The organism is Pristimantibacillus sp. Z349TD_6, from assembly GCF_056173205.1.
In genome coordinates, this window is sequence record NZ_CM149662.1 from 2,755,807 (window position 1) to 2,781,433 (window position 25,627).

Consider the following 25,627-nt stretch of genomic DNA (forward strand, 5'->3'; position numbering starts at 1 on the left):
GTTATCCCATTGAAGGAGTGATATAAAATGCCATTTATAAGAGTAAGTTACATGGAAAACCAATATGGGAAAGAGCAGCTACCCATCATAAGCCATGCGATTATGAATGCACTAATTCAGCATTTTAACGTGCCGGAAGATGATTACTTTCAAGTTTTCCATTCACACAAAGAAAGCGAGTTTTATTTTAGCCGGAATTACTTAAATATAGAGCGAAGTGACGGGCTGCTCTATATTCAAATTACGCTTAAATCCGGAAGAAGCATCGAGCAGAAAAAAAGCTTTTACGCAAAGTTAGCCGAACGATTATCAAATACGCTCAACATGAGGAAAGAAGACATTTTCGTCGTACTGGTCGATACGGAATTTGAAGACTGGTCATTCGGTAACGGCGTTGCACAAATGATCGAACGTCCAGACAACTAGGGGAGGCATAAGAATGAACCATCGAAAAATCAAATCAACTGCTCGAGAATCGTTTGGGGATATTGCACCTGCTTTCGTGCGATATTCGGAAGAAGTACTCTTCGGGGACGTGTGGAGAAGAGAACAATTATCGCTTCGGGAACGCAGTCTCCTTACGATATCAGCGCTAGTCGCCGGAGGCCTTACAGAACAGCTTTCTTATCATCTCCGCCTTGCAAAAGAGAACGGTCTGAATGAAGAAGAGTTGATCGAAGCGTTGACCCATCTGGCGTTTTACGCTGGATGGCCGCGAGCCGCGTCGGCGATTCAAGTTGCGAAGGAAGTATTCGAGGTGAACACATAAAGATGGAACACGCCAATTCGGGCGTGTTTTTTTGTGTATATGGATGTCCATTGGTTAACATGAATCATGATATACTAAAGCTTATGGAATAATTAAGTTTAAGCCTATGAGGAGGACACAAGCATGTCAACTGTGACCTTTTACCGCGAGGATTCGCTGCCTTTTTTGGAAGCAAAGCGATGTATGAGGAGCGATCTTGCCCATCAAAAGCATTTTCATACTTTCGGGATAGACCCTCTCTCTTTGACGATAACTATTGGCAGCGGTAGACTTTGAGAGGGGACAAATGGGTTGACAAGATAAAAGGAAAATTAATTGAATAGATCAAAACTTTACTCTTGATGAAAAAATATTCAAGGAGTACAATTTTTTCAATATAATCAGGGGAGATTGACTATAAATAAATCTTTTACCTGATTTGATGAAAAAAGAGGTGGAATTGTCTTGGACATAACAAAGTTTTGTGAGGGTATTAGGCTTGACGAGGCTGCTCGGCGGCAAGTGTATGCGTATCCTATGAAGGAAGAGGAGTATAGTCAATATAAACAACATTTTCTTTCAGATCGATATTCATTTTTTGAAAACGTAAAGCAAACAACAGATTATAGGAAATTGTTATTGTATTTATTTGTTAGATTTGCTGTCGATGCGTATCAGGAATACCAGATACGAGGGATTAGTGATCAATATTATTATGATACCTTCTCAGATATTCAGATCTGGTGTTTAAACTGCAAGCGAGATTTTAATGAATACGGAATCGAGGAATATAATTGGCTGCAGGAGCATGTTCAGCTTCGTTTATTCCGATTGGGCAGATTGCAATTTCAGCCTTTTGCTATAGATCGTGATTTAGAGGTAGAAGGACAAAAAATATTTAGAAATCAAATTGTGCTTAATGTACATATTCCACAAGGCGAACCTCTTTCTCAACAGGGCGTAGAAGAGTCCTTTGAATTAGCCAGAGTTTTTTTTAGAGGAATATCTCCAGTGTACATTTGTCATTCGTGGCTGCTTTATCCGGATTTAAATAAGATTTTAAGTCATGGCTCCAATATATTGCATTTTCAAAAGCATTTTTACATCTATGATATCGATGAGGCTTCAAGGGAAGCAGAGCAAAGAATATTCAACCGATTAAGTGCAAACCCATACAGTTATGAAGAGGAAACAAGCTTACAGCGCAGTGCGAAAGCATTTCTAGTTGCTGGGAACAACTTAGGAAGCGGTTTTGGAATTAAGCTGGACTAAGAAAAATTCAATTGTGAAACTCCATCAATCACTACTAAGAAGAACACGCCAATTCGGGCGTGTTTTTTTGTGTATATGGATGTCCATTAGTTCACTAGAATCATGATATACTAAAGCTTACTGAATAGATAAGTTGAAGCCTAAGAGGAGGACACAAGCATGTCAACTGTGACCTTTTACCGCGAGGATTCGCTGCCTTTTTTGGAAGCAAAGCGATGTATGAGGAGCGATCTTGCCTATCAAAAGCATTTTCATGAGGAATATTCGATTGGACTTATAGATGAGGGTGAAACGAGCGCATGGTGCGATGGAACGCTGCTTCAGGTTGAAGCGGGAAGGGTCATTAGCTTTCCGCCGAAAATGATGCATGCTTGTCATCCTCTTGATGATATGGAGTGGCAGTACAAGATGCTTTTTATCAAGCCCGAATGGTTTAAAGGCCTTAATCATACAGAGCTTGGTCAGCTTGATATCCCGTACTTGCTGGAAGAGGGTAAAAATAATGCTTGTCGATTGCAAATAAACCGGACGATGGAGGCACTTATTAGCAAAGGTACTCCGCTTGAGATCGAAACGGCTTTAATCGAGCTGATACAAGCACTCGTGAGTCAGAATACAGATGATCTTGAACACGAATCACAGCGTAAACAGGATCAAAAGTACGTCAAACTGATAAAAGAGTATCTGCATGCGCATTTTGACGAAAATGTTACGTTGGAGCAGCTGGAGAATGAAGCGGGTATTAGCAGATTTCATCTTGTTCGTCTATTTAAGAAATGGAGTCATCTGCCTCCGCACGCTTATCAGATTTTGCTGAGAATCAATCATGCAAAGCTGGAATTGACCAAGCAGCGACCAATATCCGAAATTGCAGCAGAAGTGGGCTTTTATGATCAGAGTCACTTTTCTAAAGCATTTGTCAAAATCGTTGGGGCAACGCCGCAAAAATATGCTTTGTCTGTTTGAAAATGAGCAATTTTATACAATACCGCTTCCTGCCTAACTTGTAAACTTAGATTTACTTGAATGAAGGAGTGGTAGAACCATTATGCATAACAGATCAGACTTAGAAAAACAATTTACAGCTGCGCTCAAATCTATTGCTCGTCGTCCTGACTTAAAGTCATATGTGGAGCAAACGCCACAGCTGAACCAAATGCTGCGAGGTGTTGCTGTGCGGTATGTAACGGGTGAAGCAAGGCAAGATGGAGTTGAAGCAGCAAGCGAGCTTTCCGCCAAAGGATACGCGGTATCACTCGAGTATATCGGCGAGAATACTGCTGATGTCGCTAAATGTGAGGCAGCAGTTACAGAAATGTTGGCGCTCATCCATGAAGCTCGGCAAAATGAGCTCTCCGCACGAGTATCATTTGATCTATCACATATCGGGCTCTCGCTGGATACGGAGCTTGCTTATTCGAATCTTATAAATTTAGCTGAGCAGGCGCAGAAAGCTGGCATTGAACTATTCATTAGTATGGAAGAGTCCTCGAAGACGGACAGAATACTGACTATATTTGAGCGAGCAGCTTCTATTTATCCGAATGTCGGCATTACGTTACAGGCGCATTTGAAAAGAACACCGCAGGATTTGGCAGCTATATCATCACTTAACCGTATCCGCATCGTCAAAGGCGCGTATCAAGAATCCAGTGAATACTCGTTACCTCGTTCTCCAGCGCTAAACGATCGTTATATTGAACTTGCCCAGAGCGCGCTCCGCCAAGGACACCGTGTATCGATCGCTACCCATGATGAGTCCATTATTGAACAACTTCTTAATCAAGGAGTGGGATCAAGTTCTAATGCCGAGTTTGAAATGCTGTATGGCATTCGTCCAGATTTGAGCAGCAAGCTGAAAGCAGCAGGACATCCAATCAGGATTTATCTTACTTATGGACATGAATGGTATTTGTACTTGTGCCATCGCATTGCGGAGTACCCGCCGAATCTTTTTCAAGCTGTTATTGATACGGTAAGTCATGAGGGAGTCCAGCCTGTGCAGTCGTATGAGTGAAGGAACTTAGTGGAGTGATGCTTTCAAGAGAGAGCAACTACAAAAATGATCGTAAAACGCTTGAATTTTCGAGCGTTTTTTTGTTTTTTGCTTATTTATAGAAAAATGAGCATCTAAGCAAATTTATTTTATTGTTTGGGAGGTTTTGGGTACATTGGTCTAGAATTGTAGTTATAAGTAGTTCCGAAGTCTATGTTTTAACCGTAAACTAATTAAACTTTCGCTTGATAAACGAACTGGAGAAGCCATAATGATAATTAATAATAACCCATCTGCTATTAACGCTCATAATAGTTTAAAGAAAAATAATATCCAAACATCTAAAGCATCGGAAAAGCTGTCTTCGGGTCTTCGGATTAATCGTGCAGCTGATGATGCAGCAGGACTAGCCATTTCAGAGAAGATGAGAGCTCAAATCAGAGGGTTAGATCAAGCACATAAAAACGTTCAAAATGGGATATCGCTTATTCAGACTGCTGAAAGCGGATACCAGGAAATAACGGATATCATTCAACGACAAAGAGAATTGATTATTCAAGGCATGAATGATACGAATACGTTTGAGGACAAGCAGAAAATTGACCAAGAAATTCAACAGCTTAAAGAAGAAATAAATAGAATTGCTACCCAAACGGAATTCAATACCATTAATCTTTTGGGACGAGATGACTTTCAAATATTAGCCGACCGTTCAAGTCATACGATTAAAGTAAATACATCGGGACCGTTTCCTCCAACGACTATAATTAATGAACGGACAACATCCTTTTTTCCAATTGGTATGACTGAGGTTCCCGTAACCGCTCAATCTTCGAATACGAATACAACGATCGGTAACGTTAACCATTTTAACGCTTCAGTCACACCCATTACTTCACCTGATGGACGTGAGGGGTATAACAATTACGAAAAAAATGAACATATCCATACAGAGACAACAACTACAGGTACCTATTATTATGGAAGAGAACTAGTCAGCGATCCTAGATATAAAGAGCTTGATATTAAGCATTTTTCTATTAATAATGTGTTTTTTCAGACTGAGCTTATTCCAAGTGGAACTACAGTCGGACAGTACCCTGATTTTGGCGGATTTGAAGATCGGTTCATAACTGTTGAAATAGACGGTATCTCTCATACTCTTGATAACTTTACTTTAACGAGCTCGGCTATAACCTCGAGTGCGATTACAGCCGTTTATGAAAAAGATGGTATTGAAATTGAAAAGATTATGTCGACGGACGGGTCGGCTTTTAAAGCAGAGTTTAAAATTAAAAATCATTCCGGTGTAGATGATAAACAAATCAAATTTAGTGCTGGTTTTAAGCCGGAATACGACGGATCATATAATATTTCGTCCTCCAGCGGAGTTCCTACAGGCGTTACTGCTATTCAAACGGAAATACCGAATTCAGGGACTGTGTTTGAACTATCAAACGATCTTGTGAATTACGATTTTTCATTCCTGAATGGCGGAAGCTACGTTAAGCCTAATTCATTAACAACGGGAAGCGATATTTTGCAATCGTCAAACTCTGGCCCCAATGTTATTACTCCATCATGGGAAACGACGGATCTTGATGATGGCGCTGTTTTGGAATTTGGCATTGTGCTAAATCATTTTAATTTTAAGAAAGATGTTTACCTTGTAACGAATAAAACGACAAGTCAAATTGATTCTATTATTGAAACCGTTACTACGGACATAACGGATGTGGACTATATTCCGCCTCGACTTGATATTCAAATCGGGGCAAATGAAAATCAAACGATGATTATTCCCCTTTTCAGTGTGAAGCTGGAAGGTTTGGGTATTGCCGATATGTCTATTTTACCGCCGGCCATACCTAGTGAATCGCTAGCTCAAGCAGATCATGCCATAACAAGAGTTACAAACTATAGAACGATTTATGGAGCATTGCAAAATCGATTAGAACACACAGCGAACAACTTAGGAAATTATGCCGAAAATTTAACCGCAGCAGAATCACGAATACGTGATGCTGATATGGCAAAAGAGATGATGGATTTAACCAAATCGCGTATTCTGAATCAAACAGCACAAGCTATGCTCGCTCAGGCTAATCAGAATCCACAGGCTATTTTACATTTGATCCAGTAACATGAAACCTACCTTTATGGTAGGTTTTTCATGTTGTTAGGGCATCTACATTTTCGCTATTGGTTGTGGATTGGTTAAATGGCTGCCGCATGGCAGGAGGATTGCTTTTAAGAGGATAAGGCATGGAAGAGCAGCAGTGAAAATAGTTTTCGCATGGATCGAGCGCCAATTTTGTTCATTAGATTTGATAGATGATTTTTGACCGTCTTTTCACTGATCACGCATTTTTCGGAGATCTCGCGATTAGTAAAACCATAAACAACGGAAAGGATGAGAATTTCTGATTCACGCTGTGTCAGCCGATAACGAGTTGCAAAACTTTGCATAACAAAATCTAATCTTCGAATTAGAAAATCGCTAACATCTTCATTTTCTATATCGTACATTTTTTTAAATATCGCTTCATGTGACGGTTTCTTCACTTCATAGGAGAGTTTCACTGTTTATGCTTACCTTCTAGCATTAAGCGGATTGAGAAAAACACACTTAAAATGAGAAGCAAACAACCGATTGCGTTCCATACGATCAAAAGCATTTCTACAAGTCTCCCTTGAACTTTTTTACTCTCACCTGCAGAAAAAAACATGGCCACTCCTAATTGTTTATCCAACTTTTCTCATTATAAATAATACGAAAGGCTTATTCTAGATGAAGAAGATCATTAGAAAATCGCTTTTTCGTCATTTTTCGACTGCTTTTACCTCGAACATATGACTTAAGTCATGTATATGATAAAATAAATAGTAAATCTATCATCCCACTCGGGGGCATGACTATGGATGTACAATTAAATAACAAAATGACTCACATCTTGTTCATCATTGTGATAGGAGCGACGATTTGCTTATTGTTACATACGAGCAAGCTATCTGCTTTACTTTTATTACTGGTATGTACGTATATAATGATCGTCTTCATTCGAAATTACATCCTAAAGATTAACCTAGAAGGATGGATAGGCATATTGAGCTTATCTATTCAATTAATCTTGGCATCTGTTATAACAATAGGGTCGGACAGCTTTTTTGCACAAATTTATATTTTAATTCTCGTTGGAGAATTTAGCTTTTATCACAGCAGAAACCTTTCGATTCTCTTTACTACGGTGAGCTATCTCAGTTTTGTACTAGGACTTTTGGTTTATCGCCAATTCCCGCCCTTTAAAGAAATAGCTTATATGTTGCCTCGTATCATTGACTACTTTGCAATTTTTGGGATAAGTCTCCTTGCAAAAATTGCTTTTCAGCAAAAGAATCAGCTGGCCAAAGACAATGAACAGCTGCGAATCGCATCCATTGAGTTAGCAAAGAAAACACAATTACAAGAGCGGACTAGAATATCCCGTGAAATTCATGATTCCGTTGGACATACGTTGACATCAGCGTTAGCCGGCCTGCAAACAGCAGCACATGCGATTGAGAAAAACAATTATGCGATTGCAAAAGATATGATCAATAGAACGAAAGAATATATTCACAATGGTTTGGATGATGTGCGAAGCTCAGTACAGCTGCTGCATGAAAATGTTCTAGATCAACCTTTTATACTTGAGCTTATTAAGCTGATCGATGAAACGAAGAGACAAACTCAGGTGGAAATTACATGCGAGATTGATGCCACATTGCCTGAACTGCTGCCAATAGTCGAAATAACGATTTATCGGGCATTGCAAGAAGGCCTTACTAATGGAATTCGGCATGGTTGCAGTACCCATTTTGAGTTTTCGCTAACTCATCGTGATGGGCAGATCCGGTTTATTTTATCCAATAATGGAAAAGTTCCTTCGCAATTTGTTCATGGTTTTGGTTTGAAAGCGATGAATGAGAGAGTAAAGGAAATTGGCGGAGAATTAACGATTTTGAACGAGCGTGCTGCCGATGGTGTAGCACTAGACATAAGCATACCTATTCAGACGAAACGATAGAGCGGAGGGAGCAAATTGTCTAAAAGAACGATTGTGATAGCAGACGATCAGCCCTTAATTCGCGATGGTTTGGCAGCTATTCTAAGTATGGAGGAAGAATATTTAGTTGCAGCTACAACGGGTGATGGGTTGGCAACGATAGCGCAAGTACGATTGCACCGTCCTGAGCTGGTTTTGATGGACATCCATATGCCGAAGTTGGATGGTTTGGAAGCAACAAAACGAATCAAAACGGAGTTCCCGGATACGAAAGTGCTCGTTCTGACAACGTTCGAGGATGAAGAATACATATGGGAAGCGATTCGGCATGGAGCTAACGGTTTTTTAGTTAAAGGGGTTGAGACTAAGAAGCTTCTCTCTACGATTCAGGATTGTTTAGAAGGAAGAATCAATTATCCCAGTCGGATTCAGAAACGTCTTGTACAGGCTCTAAACTTACCAGAACAGCTTGAACAAGGATCATCCCAAGGAATTTCCGAGTCTTATTCAATCGAACGGCCTGATGACATGCTGAATGGTCTTTCTGCACAGGAACGAAATATTGTAATGCAATTGAAACTAGGGAAGTCGAATCAAGCTATCGCTTCTGAATTGTTTTTAACGACCGGTACAGTAAAAAATTATTTGAGTGCGATTTACAAAAAACTGAAGGTTTCCAGCCGAACGGAAGCTATTGCATATCTTCATCATTCTTCGGGAACAACATCACCCCCGAGTTCTACGTAGTCGATTGCCGAAAAAGCTGATTTTGGGATAGCCCGAAGCCAGCTTTTTTTGCGTAGTCGTACGAAGTATTTTATGATGCGGCGCCATGTTTATTTGTTTAGTTTTTTTCGAAACCATAATCCCGTTCGACCTTGCAAACTCTTGTTTTGTAGCTGCTATACCAATCTGCTATTCCTTGTTGCTGTGCGACCAAATGCCGTTCATTTTGTTTCCATTTTTGTATCGCTTCAAGGGATTCCCAATAAGAAACGGTAATGCCTAGCCCTTCTCTCACACTTTCTACACCAAGATAACCCGGTTGAACGGAAGCAAGCTTCACCATTTCATCCGCCATTTCCTTATATTGGTTCTCAATTGCTGTTCGTTCTGATGTAAATATGACTGCATAATAAGGCGGTTGTGGTGTTTTCGCAATTTCACTCATGATTTGCCTCCTTGAATATGTTCCTATAAAGTTTAAAGAAAATAATTATACAGTTGTTCTCATTGAAAATAAACAATAGGATGAGCAGAAACCAATATGTGTATTTTGAAAAACATAACGGTTGTGCTATCATAGTTTCTTCCGAATATTAGATTGATGGTAGCAAAAGGTTACATATTTCCTACACAAATGAGTATTCGAGCAATCACATCAATAGATGAAATTACATTGTTATTAATTCCTTGCCTTGGGAAGTATAACTATGAATGGATTCTTAGAACGACATCGAGAGGGTAACAAATGGAGCAGATGATTCAAGATTTAATTGGTATTGTGAATGACTTTTTATGGTCGAAGCTGTTGATTGTTATGCTTATTGCAATTGGCCTTTACTTCACCCTGCGGTCAAATGTACTGCAATTGCGTATGTTAAAGGAAATGTTCCGTCTGCTGTTTGAGTCCACAAGCGGCCCGCGCGGCAGCATTTCACCATTTCAGGCGTTTTGTATTAGTATGGCAGCTCGTGTAGGAACAGGGAATATTACCGGAATCGCTATCGCGATTGCGTTAGGTGGACCAGGGGCTGTGTTCTGGATGTGGATCATCGCCATTATTGGTTCAGCCTCGAGCTTCGTAGAAAGTACGCTTGCTCAGGTTTACAAGATTAAGGACGGTGAGAGCTTCCGCGGAGGCCCCGCTTATTATATGCAAGCGGGTTTAAAGAAGCGGTGGATGGGCGCCTTATTTGCGATTTTAATTACGTTGTCCTTCGGACTCGTATTTAATGCTGTACAGTCGAACACGATTACGATTGCTTTTGAGAACTCTTTTGGCACGAATCGACTGGCAGTGGGATTAATAATGACAGCGATATTTGCTGTTATCATAATTGGCGGTGTTAAGCGGATCGCCAAGCTATCCGAATATATTGTGGTTGTGCTGGCGGTTTTGTATATTGGGGTTGCTCTTACGATTGTTGTGATAAATATTGCAGATATGCCGGCAGTGCTTGCTTTAATTGTGAAAAATGCGTTCGGAATAGAACAAGTAGCCGGCGGCTCACTTGGCGCAGCGCTTATGCATGGCGTAAAACGCGGTTTATTTTCTAACGAAGCAGGGATGGGCAGTGCTCCCAATGCTGCAGCTACTGCAACGACCAGTCATCCGGCAAAGCAAGGCTTGATCCAAGCGCTTGGTGTTCTGTTTGACACCTTAGTCATTTGTACGAGTACAGCCTTTATTATTTTGCTGTCAGGCGTGTATGAACAGCAGGGACTAGGCGGAATTGAACTCACGCAAGCAGCTCTGAGCGTACATATGGGTTCATGGGCATCGGGCTTCCTAGCGATCATGGTTTTTCTGTTCGCGTTCAGCACATTGATGGGCAATTATTATTATGGGGAAACAAATATTGAATTTCTCAACACCAGTAAAGTCTGGTTATGGCTATACCGTATTTGTGTGCTGGCGATGGTCATTTTCGGGTCGGTTGCCAAAGTGCAGCTTGTCTGGGATTTAGCAGATTTGTTCATGGGACTGATGGTGGTGGTCAATCTTATCGCCATTACTCTTTTATCACGAATCGCCTTTGATGTGCTGCGTAATTATATGCAGCAGAAGAAGGCAGGGCGTGATCCGAAATTTGTGAAGAGCAGCATCAAAGGTTTGGAAGACGTGGAATGCTGGGATGACTGAGACCCGCAAGTGATGCACAAAGATAAATAAAAGGAGTGTCCTACAGGTCAGAAATAATGACTTGTAGGGCACTCCTTTTTGTATTTATGGTCATCATCAATCACTTTTCTCTTTGCAATATGATGAAGCTCGCTGATGATAAATGCTTATGTTTTTGTTCGATAATACGTTCAACTTTGTAGTTGCTATAGGCTCTCAAATGATTCAAAATATCCCGATCTCGAATCGTCGGCACGACGTTTGGCTCGTCTGCGCTAGTAATTCGCGTATATAAAATGACATACTCAGCCTCGCATGAGAAAATGTCGTTCAACGTTTTGTTGAAATCATGGTCATCCGTAATATGGTAAAGAACGTCTAAGCAAACGACGAGCTCGCATGTTAGATAACCATGGTTAACGAAGTGTCGAGGGTTGTAGGCGAGAAAGCTTTTGGAGCGATCACCGGCAAATCTTTGCGCGCAAATATCGATGGAGGAATTGGCTACGTCCAAACCTAAATACTGTTCATAGCTCATTAACGATATTTGGTTTCCATCCCCGCATCCGAATTCGATTACCTTTTGAATCCCGTGTTCACTTATAAAAGAATTGATTACCTCCGCTTTAAAGTCCGCCAGCACACCGTAAGAGCCGCTGCCTGATGTGCCGCCTTGGGAGTAATTGTTGTCCCAATACGTTTTATAGTCAAATGGCGTCTTTTGTTCTTCGGTCATGTTGATCATTAGCCTCCTTTTATTTCATCCATTTCCTTGGCATCCACCATTATATGTATAACAGCTTTTAAGTGAACCGAAGCAAAGTCCTTATCATAGAAAACACCAAATACTTTAAAAAATAATAAGGATAAAAACTAAAAATGTGTTTTTAGTTGTTATTAGTTGTTTTTATGTTGACTTCGTGAAGGTTGGTGAGTATGATAAACATGGAAATCATGAGTTGGATTGGGGCAGCATTTAATTCATATAGAAGAGGAGAAATGATGAATGGAGAAAATAGCACGGGTGTTCATTATAGGCTGGGATGGAGCAGGGAATTTTGTGAAAGATGCGCATACACCTCATTTGGATCGATTAATTCGTACAGGTACATTCACATTTGACGCTCAAACGGTCTCACCAACGATTAGTGCGCAATGCTGGGGATCGCTTCTTCACGGAGTAAGCCCTGAAAAACATGGTCTTACGAATGATATCGCCAGTGAACATACGTTTCCAGAGCAATCGCAATATCCTTCGATTTTCCGAATTGTAAGGGATAGTATTCCAGATGCTAAAATGGCGGCTTTCAGCGTTTGGAATCCAATTAACGATGGCATTATCGAATCGACAATCGATGTGCATAAAGTATCGATGAATGACCGTGAGCTTTCGTTTGCGGCTGCTGAATATATTAAGGAAAATCCCGATGTATTGCTGATGTTTATTGGCTTAGACTTACCCGATGGAGCGGGGCACCAGCATGGATTCAATACACCTGAACAACTGCTTGCTATAGAAGAGACGGATGAGAGTACAGGAATCATATTACAAGCCATTGAAGAGAAGGGACTTCTGAGGGACAGCTTGATTATTGTCGTTTCCGATCATGGGGGTGGCGGGGAACAGGCTTATCAGCATGGCAGTGATCACCCACTGGACAAAACGATCTTCTGGGGCTGTGCTGGCCCTAGAATTAAGCATAATGCCACGCTTCAAGGTGAGCTCATGATTACAGATACGGCGGCAGTTGTTCTCCACGCACTAGGGCTGAATGCAAGAAGCTGGGATGCCAAGCTGCCTGAAGGCCTTTTTAATCCTTGATCTGTTTTATTCAAAAGCTGAGCTTACCCAATAAACAGCGCGTCCTTAACTAAGGAATGTGCTGTTTTTTTGTAGACATAGACAAACCATTACTAAATTCGTGATCAAAGATGAGCTATTTTCGCTAAAATAGGTGGCTTTGCGAGTGAATCTGACAACATAAACAGATGCATACAATCTGCACATTAGTACTGCGAAAATTGCAAAAATAAGTCATTTAAAATAATAATTAACTGCTGTTGACTTCCTTCTAACGAGGAGGTAATATAATTTTTACAACATTGTATACGCTTACATTTTAAATAAATTTGTGAATATATATAGCAAGGAGGAGGTGCATTTATAATTATCAGAAAATTCAAACAACATTTTGAAGTATCTAATTTTCTTACGATGGGGAGTGAGCCGAATGCAAAAAAAAGAATGTGTAGCGATGCTGCTTGCAGGCGGTGAAGGAAAAAGATTAAGCCATCTCACGTCTAAGCTAGCAAAGCCAGCTGTGCCTTTCGGCGGCAAATATCGGATCATCGATTTCACGTTAAGCAATTGCAGCAACTCAGGTATTCATACGGTTGGGGTACTGACTCAGTATCAACCGATGGTTCTGAACGCTTACATAGGAATAGGCAGCTCATGGGATTTGGATCGGAAAAATGGCGGGGTTACCGTACTTCCTCCATTTATGGAGCAACGAGGCGGCAGCTGGTATAAGGGGACGGCGCATGCGATCTATCAAAATATTCATTATCTCGAACAATATGATCCTGAATATGTTTTAGTTATTTCCGGTGATCACGTATACAAAATGGATTACTCCCTCATGCTCGAGCAGCACAAGGCAAGGAAAGCGGATGCTACGATCGCCGTAATTGAAGTCCCATTACATGAAGCAAGCCGATTCGGCATTATGGATGTGGATCATGAAGACCGAATTATTGAATTTGAGGAAAAACCGAAGCTGCCCAAAAATAATCTCGCCTCCATGGGCATATATATTTTTACTTGGGATGTATTAAAAAAGAAACTAATTGCAGATGCGCAGGACCCTGGATCAAGCAATGACTTTGGCAAAGACATTATTCCATCGATGCTCTACAGCAGCCATTCTATTTTTGCCTATCGTTTTAGCGGCTATTGGAAGGATGTTGGCACCGTTGAAAGCCTGTGGGAAGCACATATGGACCTTCTTCTTGAAAATCCACCGTTTACGCTTCATGATGCGAAGTGGCGAATTTACGCTAAAAACCCTAACAAGCCTCCTCATCATATCGCATCTACCGGCAAAGTGACAGGCTCCTTAGTGAATGAAGGATGTATGGTTTTTGGGGAAGTGGATCATTCCGTTCTCTTTTACGGTGTTCATGTTGGTGAAGGCAGCCTCATCAAAGACTCGGTCATTATGCCGGACGCAAAAATTGGGAACAATGTCACGATTCATAAAGCGATCATCGGCTCAGGCACTGTCATTCAAGATGGCGCGATTGTAGGCAGTGCGGGTGATGCGGCTGAAATTACTCTAATCGGTGAAAACATGGTCATTTCTTCTCAATTGATATAGGAGTGAATGCGATGAATAATGTTCTTGGCGTCATCAATCTCAGCATCAACCAGCCGCTCTTGCATGAACTGACCTACTCAAGAGCGACTGCGACGGTACCTTTCGGCGGCAGATATCGATTGATTGATTTTGTATTATCGAATATGGTGAATTCCGGAATTAACAATGTGGCAGTACTCGCTCATAACAATTACCGTTCCATCATTGACCATTTGGGCTCTGGGAAAGAGTGGGATTTGGATCGGAAATACCGAGGATTGTTTATTTTGCCCCCTAACAATAGCAATGTTCCCGGCTTTAACGGCGATTTGCAAAATTTTTACGGTTCTCTCGAATATTTTGCCCGCAGCACGGAGGAGTACGTCATCGTTTCAAGCAGTCATATGATTTGCAATATCAACTATACGGAAGCTGTAGAGAACCATAAACGAACAAATGCTGATATTACCGTCATCTACAAGGAAATGGACGTCGATCGTGACGATTTCTCTAACCTCATTACGCTTGACTTGGCTCAGGATGGGCGAGTCGTCCGTATGACAGAAAATCGCCAGAACAAGGAAAGCAACAAAGCCTATATGCGGATGATCATCATTAAGAAAGAGCTGCTTATTAATCTGGTCAAAAAAAGCGTGAATCAAAACTACTATGACCTCGTCCGGCATGTCATTATTCGAAATTTGAACGAGTTAAAAGTGTATGGCTACGAATATAAAGGATATTTGGCCGTCATTAATTCCGTTCAAAATTATTTTAAGCACAGCAAAGAGCTGTTGAATCCTGAGGTATGGAAATCTCTATTTTACGAGCCGGGTGTTATTTACACCAAAATCAAGGATGAACCGCCTGCAAGATACGCGAGTAGTGCAGTCGTTAAAAATTCACAGGTGGCTAATGGTTGTATTATTGAGGGAACTGTGGAAAACAGTATCTTATTCCGAGGCGTTCGAATCGGGAAAGGGGCCGTTGTCCGAAATAGTATCGTGATGCAGAAATGTGTGATTGATGAGGATTCTAGCCTTGATCACGTTATTCTCGATAAAGAGGTACATGTCACGCGTGGAAATAAGCTGGCAGGAGAGGAAATGTCACCTACCGTTTTCTCAAAGAAAAGCATAATATAAAACATACAGCGACCGCTTCTCGTTTTTTTACGGGAGAGCGGTCGTTTTGTATTTTAATTTACTGCATGCCTTCCATCGCAACTCTGGATTCGCTGCGCATGCGCAGCTTGTATTCTCGTGGCGAGCACTGATTTTGCCGTTTAAAGAGCTTATAGAACTGGGCCATGTTCGTAATGCCGACCTCGTAGCTGACATCCATGATGCTTAGCTCACTCGTCAGCAGCAGCAGCTCGGATCGTTTAATTCGTTTATAGTTGACGTATTCAACGAAGGAGACGCCCATCGTTTTTTTGAAATATTTAATGAAGTAGTGGTAGCTCAAATTAAGCAATGAACTAGCATCCTCTACGGACAGCTTGCTGCTTAAATGGGTGTCCACATAATCGAGAACGGGTCGTAATCGATTTAACTCAATTTCCTCTGTATCGTTCAGCAGGTTTCGGCTGTCGCTTCTAAGCAGAAGAAGCAGCAATCGCTTTATAATTGAACTAATAGCAATCTCGTAGCCTCTCATCCTCGTTTGCGACTCTTTAAATATTTCCAAAATAAAGGCATGGGTTTCTTGTTTGGCTGTTTCGTTCATGTCAAAAATATAATTAAGCTTATCGAGCGGCTCTGTCAGCTCAGAGAAGCAATTCAAATAAGGCATCGTACTTTGGTCAAAATGTTTGCCCAAATCAATCTGAAAGACAACATAGTGCTGTACTTCCGAAAGCGGCTTGTGAGAGCGATGCGGCTGGGAGGCGCCTAGCACCATAACATCGCCTGGTCCGAGGACGACATAGCCGTGCTTGCTTTGCACACCTAAGCGGCCTTCAATAATAGCAAGGAATTCTACTTCTTTATGATAGTGCCATGGATGTTTCTCAAGCGTGCTGAAATAGTCAGCTTCCGAGTAAATCTCCCAAATTTTAAGAAACAATAGCGGATTTTGATAAATGACTTCTTCGTTGATCGCTTCGGAATGCGTATCAATGGCGATTTTTATTATAGTCATATGCATCACCTCCATTTTGGAGTATACCACTTTTGGAAATGTTGAATCAATAAACGCGTCATTATTAGCTGTCTTTTCAGTATATCCAAAAAAGAAAGACACTTTTGAATATAAAATCAGCATGTTTAAGTATTACGTTAATGGGGCAAATTTTTTATACTGAGATTAACTGAATGAATAAGGAGTGTTCATATAATGGCAAAGGTAACGGTATGGAATGAAAATCGTCATGAGCAATTAAATCCGGTTGTTGCTGGAATTTATCCACAAGGTATTCACGGTGCAATTGCAGCCTTTCTAACTGAAGCTGGCTACGATGCAGGAACGGCTACACTAGATGAGCCAGAGCATGGATTAACGGATGAGGTATTAAACAATACAGATGTACTCATTTGGTGGGGACATCTTGCGCATGGAGACGTAAAGGATGAAATCGTTCAAAAAGTACAGCAGCGCGTGCTGGATGGAATGGGCTTGATTGTTCTTCACTCCGGTCATTTCTCCAAAATCTTTAAAGCATTGATGGGTACAAGCTGTGACTTGAAATGGCGTGAAGCGGATGAGAAGGAACGCCTTTGGGTTGTAGCGCCAAGCCATCCGATTGCTGCAGGACTTGGAGAGTATATCGAGCTGGAAAAAGAAGAAATGTACGGCGAGCATTTTGACATTCCTGCTCCAGACGAGCTAATTTTCACAAGCTGGTTTGAGGGCGGAGAAGTGTTCCGCAGTGGCTGTACGTTTACTCGTGGAAACGGCAAAGTATTTTACTTTAGACCGGGACATGAAACGTATCCAACGTACCATAACAAAGACATTCAACGCGTCATTACGAATGCCGTGAAATGGGCACAGCCGGTAGACCGCAATCGTCCGGTTTATGGAAATGCACAGCCACTTGAAAAAATTTCAGTAAAATAAAGTTATAAGAAAAGTAATGTGACGCTTGGGAGTTTAATCCCAAGCGTTATTTTGTTTTGAGCACTATTTTGAAGCGTAACATTTAGTCAAAATAGTGCATTGGCAAATGGGGTATAATCCACCATACTAAATGGAGTGATCGCTCGGGCTTGCCTGCCCGATTGCATAGATGAAATCCTTGTCGCAAGAACAATACAATAAGCTTGCACTATATCTAAGCCGTCTTCGTGCTTTTTGATATGGTGCTTTTTAGTCCTATAGCCGATTGCAAAGAAAGCAGCGTTAATCGTGTTGGCAAGCGGCTGTTTTGGCGAAAATAATGCAGGAAGTTGAAAACGGTTTATTGATCTTACCAGCGCTACCGCCTAAGATAAATAAAACCAAACTCGCACGGCCTGCACATGAGAAGAGGGCATTGCTCCTGAAGAGGCTGCCATGCCTCGATACGGAAACGGTATCGGGGTTTCTTTGGTTTACATCACCCGGGAAATAATTACAGTGTGCTTTTGCAGAGAAAGTTAATGTGTTCGTTGCATGGCTTTGAAACTTCAAGTAAAGGGCGGCTGTTCATAAACAAGAAAACGGCGCTAATCATCAGAGAAAAGGGTGAGGGCTAATGATGAGCAAATCGTGGTTTAATCGGCTGCTTCTTTCCTATATGCCGATATTTATTATCGTAGTTACCTTCACTTTTTTTGTGTTTTTTCAATTAATTAGTGAACAGGGTCGGAAAGAAGCTATTAATGCTAACAGCATGTTGTCTTTGCAAGCGATGAGGTTAATCGACACGTCTTTACGAGCGATAGATAACATGGTGATGAAGGAATCGATTAACAACAAGTCACTTATCGATTTTTTCAACAGCAACGAGAATGGTGACCCTTATATTAACATTAGCGCCGTCATGAAAATGAACGATATGATTTCTTATTATCCACTCATTGATTCTGTCTATCTGGTTCGCTATGAAGATCAGGTTGTGCTAAGTAATGCGACGGGCGGACATATCGACACCTATCCAGACAAAGCTTTTATCGAGCAATATCGCAATACGATCTCTCAGAAATGGACGGATAAGCGGGCATTTAGGCAATTTACGTTATTGGAGAGCAAGGATGTTGTCAGCCTCGTGAGAGGTGCTCCATTCATGACGGGTGAAAAAGGTATGATCGTTGTCAATGTCGCAACGGATGCTTTGGAGCGTTTAGTTCATGAGCTTTACAATTCGGAAGTCAGCTTCATTCGCATCAAAGACGGAGCGGGCAATGAATTGCTCAATGAGGCAGAACCTGTAGATTCTATGCGCGTTTATGCAAATTATAAATCGAGTTATTCGAATTGGTCTTATATAAGCGGTTTTGTGCAAGGTACGTTTATTCAAACGGTATCGTTGCTTTATAACGTATGGTTTGTGATCGGGATCCTGATGATCATTGCAGGTCTCGTATGGATGATTTATATATCAAGGCGAAATGCGAAGCCGGTAGAGCAGATTGTGTCACGCTTCAGTGGATATAAATTAGCACTGGCAGAAAGTGGAAAAAACATTGGATCTGGCAGGATTAACGAGTTTGTCTTTATTGAATCCGCACTTGATAATTTAACGGAGCAGGCAAGGCAATATCAGCAGCAGTATAAGGAAGATCTTCATTTACGGACACGTAATCTATTCCATCAGCTTATTGAAGCTGGAGCGGAACTGACGCCTCTGGAATGGCAGCGCGAAGCGCAGCGGCTGCAGCTTCCCGCGCCTGCGGATCGCCATACGCTTATTGTCATGGAACTGGATAAGTACGGAGAGTTTTGCAGCAGTTATTCGCGAAACGATCAGAATTTGTTGAAATTCGCTCTGCGAAGCATTACTTATGAGCAATCGTCACGCTTCGGATACGCATGCTGGGCAGAATGGACAGCCTCTTCTCGTCTCAGTGTTATTTTATTTGAGAGCGGGAATGCTCATGCTGCACTGCTAGTTCAGCTTTGTGACAGTATTCGGGCTTGGATTGAACAAAATATGAAGTTCACGATTAGTATAGGAATCGGTGATCCAGCCTTGCAGCATTCCGAAATCGCAAAGTCGTTTCAACAGGCTTTGGAAGCACTTAATTACAAAATGGTGCTTGGCGAAAATCGCCTTATTACACGCGAGGATATGATGAGTCAAGGCCAAGTTGAAGTATACGCTTATCTTGGGATGATTAGATCTGCTGTTTATGCCTTCCGCAAATCAGAAGCGAGCTGGAGAGCAGAATTAGACGATTTGTTCAGCCAGATGAAGCAAGGCTTGCTCACTAAGGACGAGATTATGAATGTTATTAATTACTTGCTCTATAGTTTGGGACGCGAGCTGTCTGGTCTCGGCAAAGAATTTAATCTCGTATGGGAAAGCGAAGCACTGCCGGTTCTAACGGGAAAATTGGATAATTGCCATTCTCTGGAAAATATGCAAGAGGCGATCATCGGTAAAATGACAGAGCTTGAGCATACGCTTGCAGATATGCGATATAGCGGTCAGCATGCCGGCATTATTCAGGAGATGCGGAGAGTTATTGAAGAGGAATATGTAAATCCGAATATGTCGCTTGAATATTTAAGCGAGAAATATGATATGAATGCCAAATATGTGAGCAAGCTGTTCAAAGAAACAACAGGCCAGAAGTTCATTGATTTCTTAATTGATATTCGGCTGAATGAAGCGAAGCGGCTTTTGAAAGAGACACGGAGGACGGTTCAGGATATTGCGGAAGAGGTTGGTTACACAAGTGCGATTTCGTTTACGAGAGTGTTCAAGAAAGTGGTTGGATGCTCGCCAGGCGAATACCGTTCAGAGACGCTGAAGCAGCAAAATGGCTGAATATACATGGAGTTGAAAATCGTTAAGCGCAAGAATTATGTTAGTTCTTTTATCGAAAAATGGATGCTATAGGGACGGCAGCACCGATAGTATAAGGTGCTGCCGTTTCTTATGGAGCAGCGATGCGAAAAAGGTTAAGCGCGCAATTAATGTATCTTGTTGCATAGTGAGGGCAGCTTATAAAATGATCACATGAAAGCGCAACCAAAAATGAGAATGTTAAAGGAGGCTAGCCCTTGTCCAAACTTAATCATGAATGGCATTCCGTTCCGCAGGCCTTTGCACACCCAGCAAGAAGGTATGGGCCTCTACGCAAAATGGCTCGCCACTGGCAATTGTATTTCGTCATTTTATTGCCGATTGCTTATCTCATTATATTCAAATATGTCCCCATGGCGGGCATCGTGATCGCGTTCAAAGATTACAACGTCATTAAGGGCATCTTTGGAAGCGAGTGGATCGGGCTAAAATATTTCAAACAGTTTTTCGAATCTCCAAATTTTTGGCTCTATATGAAAAATACGCTTGGCATTAGCTTCTATGGCTTGTTAGTCGGCTTTCCAGCCCCAATCATCCTTGCGCTTGCGCTTAATGAAGTGCGCAATGGACTATTCAAGAAAAGTGTACAGCTGGTTTCTTACGCACCTTACTTTATATCAACGGTCATTATGGTTTCGATCTTAATTGTCAACTTAACCCCAAACGTAGGGATTGTCAGCAAATTGTTCCAAATGCTTGGCGTAGAAAACACAAACTTTATGGGTATCCCTTCATTGTTCAAATCCATCTATGTCTGGTCGGATGTATGGCAGCATACCGGTTACGGAGCCATTATCTATATTGCGGCATTAGCTGGCGTCAATCCTGAGCTGTATGAAGCGGCAAGGGTTGACGGGGCATCGAGAATACAAAAAATTATTAATGTCGATATCCCAAGTTTGATTCCGGTATCCGTCATTCTTCTTATTCTTAATCTAGGCAATCTGATGAAGCTCGGTTTTGAGAAGATTTACTTGATGCAAAATCCGCTTAACCTAGCGACCTCAGAAGTCATTTCTACTTATGTGTATAAAGTGGGCTTGCTGGGTTCGAGCTTCAGCTTCTCAGCAGCGATTGGAGTTTTCAACTCCGTTATTAATTTAACATTGCTGATTGTCGTCAACTATATCGCTAGAAAAATTTCAAATAATAGTCTGTGGTAAATGAGGCAGAAGGGAGACTTTATGAAAAAAAACATTACCATTCGAGAATCAAACGGTGATCGATTATTCATGGCATTCATTTATGCTTTTCTGACAGTGGTACTATTAGTGGTGCTTCTGCCGCTTCTCTATATTTTAAGCTCTTCCTTTAGTTCGCCGCAGGCTGTCGTTTCCGGCAAGGTATGGCTGTTCCCGGTCCATTTCACGCTCGATGGCTACAAGGCGGTATTCAACAATCCGCAGATCGGCACTGGATTTATGAATTCATTGTTCTATACGGCAGTCGGGACGATCATTAATGTTATTCTGACGGTCATGCTTGCTTATCCGTTAGCGAGGAAAACATTTTATGGAAGAAATTTTTTCATGGTTCTTCTTGTTATCACAATGATGTTTGAGGGCGGGCTGATTCCGTATTATTTGGTCGTCAAACAACTGCATCTGCTGGATACAAGGTGGGCTATGATTTTGCCGGGAGCTCTTGCCGTATTTCAAGTCATCATAGCACGAACCTTCTTCCAGACGAGTATTCCTGAGGAGCTGTCCGAGGCGGCGGACCTCGATGGCTGCAGCGACATTCGGTTTATTTTCAGCATCGTACTCCCGCTCTCGAAGCCGATCTTAGCCGTTATGATGCTGATGTATGCGGTAGGACATTGGAATGCATATTTCGATGCACTCATATTTCTGCGATCCCAGGAATTGTTTCCTCTGCAAATCGTATTGCGTAATATTCTAATTCTAAATACGGTGGATGCGTCGATGATTTCCAATGCGAATCAGATGCTTGCTCAGCAGGGACTAAAGGATTTATTGAAATATTCATTGATTGTTGTTGCTAGCGGACCTGTACTCATCATCTACCCTTTTGTTCAGAAATATTTTGTGAAAGGTGTCATGATTGGTTCCTTGAAGGGATGAGTAGGAGGATTTCTTTTGGAGGGGGGATGGGTTGCCTTTGGGGCCGAGGCAATCATTCAGTTACAAACGTTACAGCATGCTGCTAGGAGTGACTAGGATATCACAAGGAGGAGTCGGTTTTATGAGAAAAGGATGGAAAAAATCCAGTGCAATCTTAATGTGTGTCGTACTTAGCTGTGTTGTTATTCTAGCTGCTTGCAGCAAGGATACGGGGAAATCCGGCAATGGCAAAACAGAGGAAACAGGGCAAAAAGAAACAAATGCTGTGCAAGAGGATCTTTTTACAGCTGTAGGTACGTATCCCATTGTGAATAAGCAGATGACGCTTAAGATGTTTGCACCTCAGCTTCCTACGATCGAGAACATGGAGACGAATACGTACACGAAGTTTTTGGAGGAAAAAACGAACATTAAGATTGCATGGGATCTTGTCCCAAGTAATGCGCTTGAGGACCGCAAACAGCTGATGCTCGCAAGCGGTGACTATCCGGAAGTCATTTTGCAAGCTAATCTGACAAGAGAAGAGCAAATGAAGTATGGGAAACAAGGCGTATTCCTTCCTTTGAATGAATTAATCGATAAGTACGCTCCTAATATAAAAAAAGCTCTAGCAGATATTCCATATATGAAGTCGTCTATTACAGCTCCAGATGGAAACATCTATGCGCTGCCGCAAATCAATGAATGCTACCACTGCGATAATGCTTTGAAGCTTTGGATCAACAAGGCTTGGCTTGACAAGCTTGGACTCCAGCTGCCTACAACAACGGAGGAGTTCTATCAGGTCTTGAAGGCATTTAAGGAACAAGATCCGAACGGAAACGGAAAGAAGGATGAGCTTCCGCTTACAGGATCCGATGAAATGTGGGCTGGCAACGTGTCCGCTTTCTTGATGAATGCGTTTATAGTAGATGATTATACCGAGAAAAATGCCGGCACCTTCTTATCAGTTAAAGATAGCAAAGTCGACTTTGTAGCAAACAAGGATGAATGGAAGCAAGGGCTTGAATATTTGAACAAGCTGTACAAGGAAGGGTTGATCGACCCGGCAGCCTTCACGCAAAATGCGGATGCGATTCAACAGCTGGCAAACCGCGAGCCGGATAACATTATGGGAGCTGTGACGACCGCGCTTATTAGCTACGGCTATAATATGTCGGAAACTCAGCCTAGGCACAAGGATTATGTGACGCTGCCTCCGCTGAAAGGACCAAGTGGCGTACAGCAGACGCTTAATTTCGCAGGCATTAGCAAATCGCAATTTGCAATTACGAATAAGGCGACCGCAGATCAACAGATCGCTGCGATCAGACTAGCCGATTATTTGTACACGGAGGAAGCAATTGTGCTGCAAGAGAATGGTCCTGAAGGTCAAGGCTGGCGCAAGGCAGAGGACGGCGAATTAGATATTGATGGCAAGCAGGCTAAGTATGCTTATATTCAACGAGAGAGCAAGCAAACGCATAACGATGGCTGGGAGCAAATTGGTCCTTCACTTCGTACCTATGCATACCGTTCCTCTTGGATGGCTATTCAGGACCCGCTAGCAGACGGTGGATATGGAACACGTTTGAATACGGAATCGAAAAAATATGAATCATTCCATTCCAAAGAAATGTATCCAAACGGCGTATTCATTGCGCAAGATGATGCGGAAATCGCTGCTCAGCTCAAAACAACGATAATTGATTATACAAAATCCAATATGGCACAGTTTATTACGGGCTCCAAAGACATCAGCAAGGAATGGGATGCTTATGTTAAAGGCTTTGATGGCTTGCAGCTTGGCAAATACATTGAAATTTATCAAAAAGCATTGGGCAATTCTTAATAACCGAATGGAGGAGGCTTTGCACCAATGAGTGAACTATCCAGTGATAACGTGCTAGAAGAAACAGAAGAGCAAGAGCTTCATGAAGGTGTGCACAATTTTAGCAGCGAGCGTGATTGGATACGACCTGATAATCCAGTTACGCTTGAGCGATTGGAATGGTTTAAGGATCAGAAGCTCGCACTTATGATGCACTGGGGACCTTATTCCCAGCTAGGAGTTGTAGAGTCTTGGGCGCTAAGCGACGAGGATCAGGATTGGTCGCGTGAAGGCATTGACTGGGAGAAGGATGGCGAAGCATTCAAGCAGCAATATTTTGATTTAAATAAGACGTTTAATCCGATTCGCTTTCAGCCAGACGTATGGGCAGATCTAGCGGAGGAGGGAGGCTTCAAATACCTCATTTTTACGACGAAGCATCATGACGGATATTGCATGTGGGACACAAAAACGACGGATTATCGCATCACTGATGAACAGACACCGTTTCATACGCATAAGTATGCCGATATTTGCCGTCATGTATTTGATGCATTTCGCGCGAGAGGATTGTCTATCGCCGCCTATTTCTCGAAAGCAGATTGGCATACGCCTTATTACTGGGCACCGGATATGGAACGCAGCCTTACCAACACGCGGCGTGGGCCTACTTACGACCCGCAGGAGTATCCTGAGCTGTGGAACAAGTTTGTCGCGTTTACCCACGAGCAGATTACGGAGTTATTGACGCAGTATGGCCGAATAGATGTGCTGTGGCTTGATGCCGGCTGGGTAAAGCCGCTGCGGAGCGGCCAGGACATTCGGCTTGGCGAGATTGTGGAGAAAGCAAGGGAGCAGCAGCCATGGCTGCTCTCGGCAGATCGCACGGTAGGCGGACCGTATGAAAACTATGTTACCCCTGAGCAGACCATTCCGACCGAGGCGATGAACATCCCTTGGGAGAGCTGCATTACGATGGGGACGTCCTTCTCTTTCCGATATGAAGATAAATATAAACCGACGCGCCAAATCGTGAAGATTTTGCTTGAGGTTGTAGCTAAGGGCGGCAATCTCGCGTTAAATGTAGCTCCGCAGCCTGATGGCAGGCTTCCCGAAGGAGCTATCCAGCGCATGAAGGAACTTGGCGCTTGGCTGAAGGTGAACGGCGAAGCGATTTATGGTACTCGCATTTGTGCGCCTTACTATACAGGCAGTCAAGCTTTTACGCAAAAAGGAGATTATGTTTATTGTGCCAACCACTATCCATCAGCTGATACCGTAGTTTCAGAGACGGTCTTTATTCCTTATGAAGGCTTGCTGGAGTCGATTGAGCTGCTTGGAATGGAAGGAAAGCTGAACTGGACAGACGAGAACGAAGGGATTTCCGTGCAGCTGCCTGAAGCTGCTATCAATGAACCAACACCAATTGCACATGTGTTTCGGATGTTGAGGAAAATTAAAGAGTGATTCAATCTGTGAAAATAACAAAAAGAGAAGCATGCTGCTGAAGGCAG

At 42.2% G+C, this 25,627-nt stretch carries 23 protein-coding genes; 19 read left to right on the forward strand and 4 right to left on the reverse strand.

Translation table 11 applies throughout. The features are described 5' to 3' along the window. Positions 1–27: 27 nt before the first annotated feature. The 7 genes from AC0VYE_RS11440 to AC0VYE_RS11470 all read left to right on the forward strand — a co-directional run bounded on the left by AC0VYE_RS11440 (position 28) and on the right by AC0VYE_RS11470 (position 6,159). Positions 28–426 carry a tautomerase family protein gene (locus AC0VYE_RS11440; RefSeq protein WP_475447998.1) on the forward strand — a complete coding sequence of 133 codons (399 nt, stop codon included), beginning with the start codon at positions 28–30 and terminating at the stop codon, positions 424–426. Between the two features lie 13 nt (positions 427–439). Then, complete coding sequence (locus AC0VYE_RS11445; protein WP_475448000.1) at positions 440–769, forward strand: carboxymuconolactone decarboxylase family protein; 330 nt, start codon at positions 440–442, stop codon at positions 767–769. A gap of 123 nt (positions 770–892) precedes the next feature. After that, positions 893–1,045: a hypothetical protein gene (locus tag AC0VYE_RS11450; RefSeq protein ID WP_475448002.1), complete on the forward strand. Its 153-nt coding sequence runs from the start codon at positions 893–895 to the stop codon at positions 1,043–1,045. A 168-nt stretch (positions 1,046–1,213) separates the two neighbouring features. After that, a complete protein-coding gene (locus AC0VYE_RS11455) occupies positions 1,214–2,020 on the forward strand; it encodes an acyltransferase domain-containing protein (protein WP_475448004.1) in 807 nt (268 codons plus the stop codon). Positions 2,021–2,179: 159 nt separating this feature from the next. Beyond that, entirely contained in the window at positions 2,180–2,986 is an 807-nt protein-coding gene (locus AC0VYE_RS11460) for a helix-turn-helix transcriptional regulator (RefSeq protein ID WP_475448006.1), read from the forward strand. 82 nt (positions 2,987–3,068) lie between these two features. Further along, positions 3,069–4,037 (forward strand): proline dehydrogenase family protein, encoded by a 969-nt coding sequence (locus tag AC0VYE_RS11465; protein ID WP_475448008.1) that lies wholly within the window; start codon positions 3,069–3,071, stop codon positions 4,035–4,037. A 250-nt stretch (positions 4,038–4,287) separates the two neighbouring features. Continuing rightward, positions 4,288–6,159, forward strand: a complete 1,872-nt coding sequence (locus AC0VYE_RS11470) for a flagellin N-terminal helical domain-containing protein (RefSeq protein WP_475448010.1) — start codon at positions 4,288–4,290, stop codon at positions 6,157–6,159. 107 nt (positions 6,160–6,266) lie between these two features. Here the strand turns inward: AC0VYE_RS11470 and AC0VYE_RS11475 are convergent, their stop codons facing one another. Continuing rightward, a complete protein-coding gene (locus AC0VYE_RS11475) occupies positions 6,267–6,599 on the reverse strand; it encodes a response regulator transcription factor (protein WP_475448012.1) in 333 nt (110 codons plus the stop codon). 335 nt (positions 6,600–6,934) lie between these two features. Here AC0VYE_RS11475 and AC0VYE_RS11480 point away from each other — a divergent pair, with 335 nt between their 5' ends. Together AC0VYE_RS11480 and AC0VYE_RS11485 are read left to right on the forward strand one after the other, a co-directional pair. Beyond that, positions 6,935–8,083 (forward strand): sensor histidine kinase, encoded by a 1,149-nt coding sequence (locus AC0VYE_RS11480; RefSeq protein ID WP_475448014.1) that lies wholly within the window; start codon positions 6,935–6,937, stop codon positions 8,081–8,083. A gap of 15 nt (positions 8,084–8,098) precedes the next feature. Further along, complete coding sequence (locus AC0VYE_RS11485; RefSeq protein ID WP_076269528.1) at positions 8,099–8,809, forward strand: response regulator transcription factor; 711 nt, start codon at positions 8,099–8,101, stop codon at positions 8,807–8,809. A gap of 97 nt (positions 8,810–8,906) precedes the next feature. Here AC0VYE_RS11485 and AC0VYE_RS11490 read toward each other — a convergent pair whose 3' ends face one another. Continuing rightward, positions 8,907–9,233 (reverse strand): antibiotic biosynthesis monooxygenase family protein, encoded by a 327-nt coding sequence (locus AC0VYE_RS11490; RefSeq protein ID WP_076269529.1) that lies wholly within the window; start codon positions 9,231–9,233, stop codon positions 8,907–8,909. Positions 9,234–9,533: 300 nt separating this feature from the next. Between AC0VYE_RS11490 and AC0VYE_RS11495 the strand changes: the two genes are divergently transcribed. Next, entirely contained in the window at positions 9,534–10,928 is a 1,395-nt protein-coding gene (locus tag AC0VYE_RS11495) for an alanine/glycine:cation symporter family protein (RefSeq protein ID WP_475448016.1), read from the forward strand. Between the two features lie 100 nt (positions 10,929–11,028). On the opposite strand, the gene AC0VYE_RS11500 is transcribed toward AC0VYE_RS11495, so the two are convergent. Further along, on the reverse strand, positions 11,029–11,643 hold the full coding sequence (locus AC0VYE_RS11500) for a methyltransferase domain-containing protein (protein WP_475448018.1): 615 nt from the start codon (positions 11,641–11,643) through the stop codon (positions 11,029–11,031). Positions 11,644–11,913: 270 nt separating this feature from the next. Here AC0VYE_RS11500 and AC0VYE_RS11505 point away from each other — a divergent pair, with 270 nt between their 5' ends. The 3 genes from AC0VYE_RS11505 to glgD all read left to right on the forward strand — a co-directional run bounded on the left by AC0VYE_RS11505 (position 11,914) and on the right by glgD (position 15,411). Next, positions 11,914–12,729 carry an alkaline phosphatase family protein gene (locus tag AC0VYE_RS11505; RefSeq protein ID WP_475448020.1) on the forward strand — a complete coding sequence of 272 codons (816 nt, stop codon included), beginning with the start codon at positions 11,914–11,916 and terminating at the stop codon, positions 12,727–12,729. 409 nt (positions 12,730–13,138) lie between these two features. Continuing rightward, positions 13,139–14,287: a glucose-1-phosphate adenylyltransferase gene (locus tag AC0VYE_RS11510; protein WP_076269533.1), complete on the forward strand. Its 1,149-nt coding sequence runs from the start codon at positions 13,139–13,141 to the stop codon at positions 14,285–14,287. Positions 14,288–14,298: 11 nt separating this feature from the next. Continuing rightward, on the forward strand, positions 14,299–15,411 hold the full coding sequence (glgD, locus tag AC0VYE_RS11515; protein WP_076269534.1) for a glucose-1-phosphate adenylyltransferase subunit GlgD: 1,113 nt from the start codon (positions 14,299–14,301) through the stop codon (positions 15,409–15,411). 58 nt (positions 15,412–15,469) lie between these two features. Here glgD and AC0VYE_RS11520 read toward each other — a convergent pair whose 3' ends face one another. Continuing rightward, the gene (locus AC0VYE_RS11520; protein ID WP_475448022.1) at positions 15,470–16,408 is read right to left on the reverse strand and encodes an AraC family transcriptional regulator; all 939 of its coding nucleotides are present in this window, start codon (positions 16,406–16,408) and stop codon (positions 15,470–15,472) included. A gap of 195 nt (positions 16,409–16,603) precedes the next feature. Here AC0VYE_RS11520 and AC0VYE_RS11525 point away from each other — a divergent pair, with 195 nt between their 5' ends. The 6 genes from AC0VYE_RS11525 (at position 16,604) to AC0VYE_RS11550 (ending at position 25,580) form a co-directional block, all read left to right on the forward strand. Then, positions 16,604–17,326, forward strand: a complete 723-nt coding sequence (locus tag AC0VYE_RS11525) for a ThuA domain-containing protein (protein WP_076269536.1) — start codon at positions 16,604–16,606, stop codon at positions 17,324–17,326. Positions 17,327–17,942: 616 nt separating this feature from the next. Then, the gene (locus AC0VYE_RS11530) at positions 17,943–20,180 is read left to right on the forward strand and encodes a helix-turn-helix domain-containing protein (RefSeq protein ID WP_475448025.1); all 2,238 of its coding nucleotides are present in this window, start codon (positions 17,943–17,945) and stop codon (positions 20,178–20,180) included. A 317-nt stretch (positions 20,181–20,497) separates the two neighbouring features. Further along, positions 20,498–21,382 (forward strand): ABC transporter permease, encoded by an 885-nt coding sequence (locus tag AC0VYE_RS11535; protein ID WP_076269619.1) that lies wholly within the window; start codon positions 20,498–20,500, stop codon positions 21,380–21,382. Between the two features lie 21 nt (positions 21,383–21,403). Continuing rightward, positions 21,404–22,303 carry a carbohydrate ABC transporter permease gene (locus AC0VYE_RS11540; protein ID WP_076269537.1) on the forward strand — a complete coding sequence of 300 codons (900 nt, stop codon included), beginning with the start codon at positions 21,404–21,406 and terminating at the stop codon, positions 22,301–22,303. 121 nt (positions 22,304–22,424) lie between these two features. Continuing rightward, positions 22,425–24,134 carry an ABC transporter substrate-binding protein gene (locus tag AC0VYE_RS11545; protein WP_475448027.1) on the forward strand — a complete coding sequence of 570 codons (1,710 nt, stop codon included), beginning with the start codon at positions 22,425–22,427 and terminating at the stop codon, positions 24,132–24,134. Positions 24,135–24,161: 27 nt separating this feature from the next. Next, positions 24,162–25,580, forward strand: coding sequence for an alpha-L-fucosidase (locus AC0VYE_RS11550; protein ID WP_475448029.1), 1,419 nt, complete (start codon positions 24,162–24,164; stop codon positions 25,578–25,580). The last annotated feature ends 47 nt before the right edge of the window (positions 25,581–25,627 follow it).

Bases quoted from the DNA above. Each gene is read 5' to 3' on its own strand.
- AC0VYE_RS11450 (WP_475448002.1), top strand. From the start codon at position 893: ATGTCAACTGTGACCTTTTACCGCGAGGATTCGCTGCCTTTTTTGGAA.
- AC0VYE_RS11445 (WP_475448000.1), top strand. From the start codon at position 440: ATGAACCATCGAAAAATCAAATCAACTGCTCGAGAATCGTTTGGGGAT.
- AC0VYE_RS11480 (WP_475448014.1), top strand. From the start codon at position 6,935: ATGGATGTACAATTAAATAACAAAATGACTCACATCTTGTTCATCATT.
- AC0VYE_RS11520 (WP_475448022.1), bottom strand. From the start codon at position 16,408: ATGACTATAATAAAAATCGCCATTGATACGCATTCCGAAGCGATCAAC.
- AC0VYE_RS11510 (WP_076269533.1), top strand. From the start codon at position 13,139: ATGCAAAAAAAAGAATGTGTAGCGATGCTGCTTGCAGGCGGTGAAGGA.
- AC0VYE_RS11550 (WP_475448029.1), top strand. From the start codon at position 24,162: ATGAGTGAACTATCCAGTGATAACGTGCTAGAAGAAACAGAAGAGCAA.
- AC0VYE_RS11540 (WP_076269537.1), top strand. From the start codon at position 21,404: ATGAAAAAAAACATTACCATTCGAGAATCAAACGGTGATCGATTATTC.
- AC0VYE_RS11470 (WP_475448010.1), top strand. From the start codon at position 4,288: ATGATAATTAATAATAACCCATCTGCTATTAACGCTCATAATAGTTTA.
- glgD (WP_076269534.1), top strand. From the start codon at position 14,299: ATGAATAATGTTCTTGGCGTCATCAATCTCAGCATCAACCAGCCGCTC.
- AC0VYE_RS11495 (WP_475448016.1), top strand. From the start codon at position 9,534: ATGGAGCAGATGATTCAAGATTTAATTGGTATTGTGAATGACTTTTTA.
- AC0VYE_RS11500 (WP_475448018.1), bottom strand. From the start codon at position 11,643: ATGACCGAAGAACAAAAGACGCCATTTGACTATAAAACGTATTGGGAC.
- AC0VYE_RS11545 (WP_475448027.1), top strand. From the start codon at position 22,425: ATGAGAAAAGGATGGAAAAAATCCAGTGCAATCTTAATGTGTGTCGTA.
- AC0VYE_RS11465 (WP_475448008.1), top strand. From the start codon at position 3,069: ATGCATAACAGATCAGACTTAGAAAAACAATTTACAGCTGCGCTCAAA.
- AC0VYE_RS11525 (WP_076269536.1), top strand. From the start codon at position 16,604: ATGGCAAAGGTAACGGTATGGAATGAAAATCGTCATGAGCAATTAAAT.
- AC0VYE_RS11490 (WP_076269529.1), bottom strand. From the start codon at position 9,233: ATGAGTGAAATTGCGAAAACACCACAACCGCCTTATTATGCAGTCATA.
- AC0VYE_RS11460 (WP_475448006.1), top strand. From the start codon at position 2,180: ATGTCAACTGTGACCTTTTACCGCGAGGATTCGCTGCCTTTTTTGGAA.
- AC0VYE_RS11505 (WP_475448020.1), top strand. From the start codon at position 11,914: ATGGAGAAAATAGCACGGGTGTTCATTATAGGCTGGGATGGAGCAGGG.
- AC0VYE_RS11440 (WP_475447998.1), top strand. From the start codon at position 28: ATGCCATTTATAAGAGTAAGTTACATGGAAAACCAATATGGGAAAGAG.
- AC0VYE_RS11530 (WP_475448025.1), top strand. From the start codon at position 17,943: ATGATGAGCAAATCGTGGTTTAATCGGCTGCTTCTTTCCTATATGCCG.
- AC0VYE_RS11535 (WP_076269619.1), top strand. From the start codon at position 20,498: ATGGCTCGCCACTGGCAATTGTATTTCGTCATTTTATTGCCGATTGCT.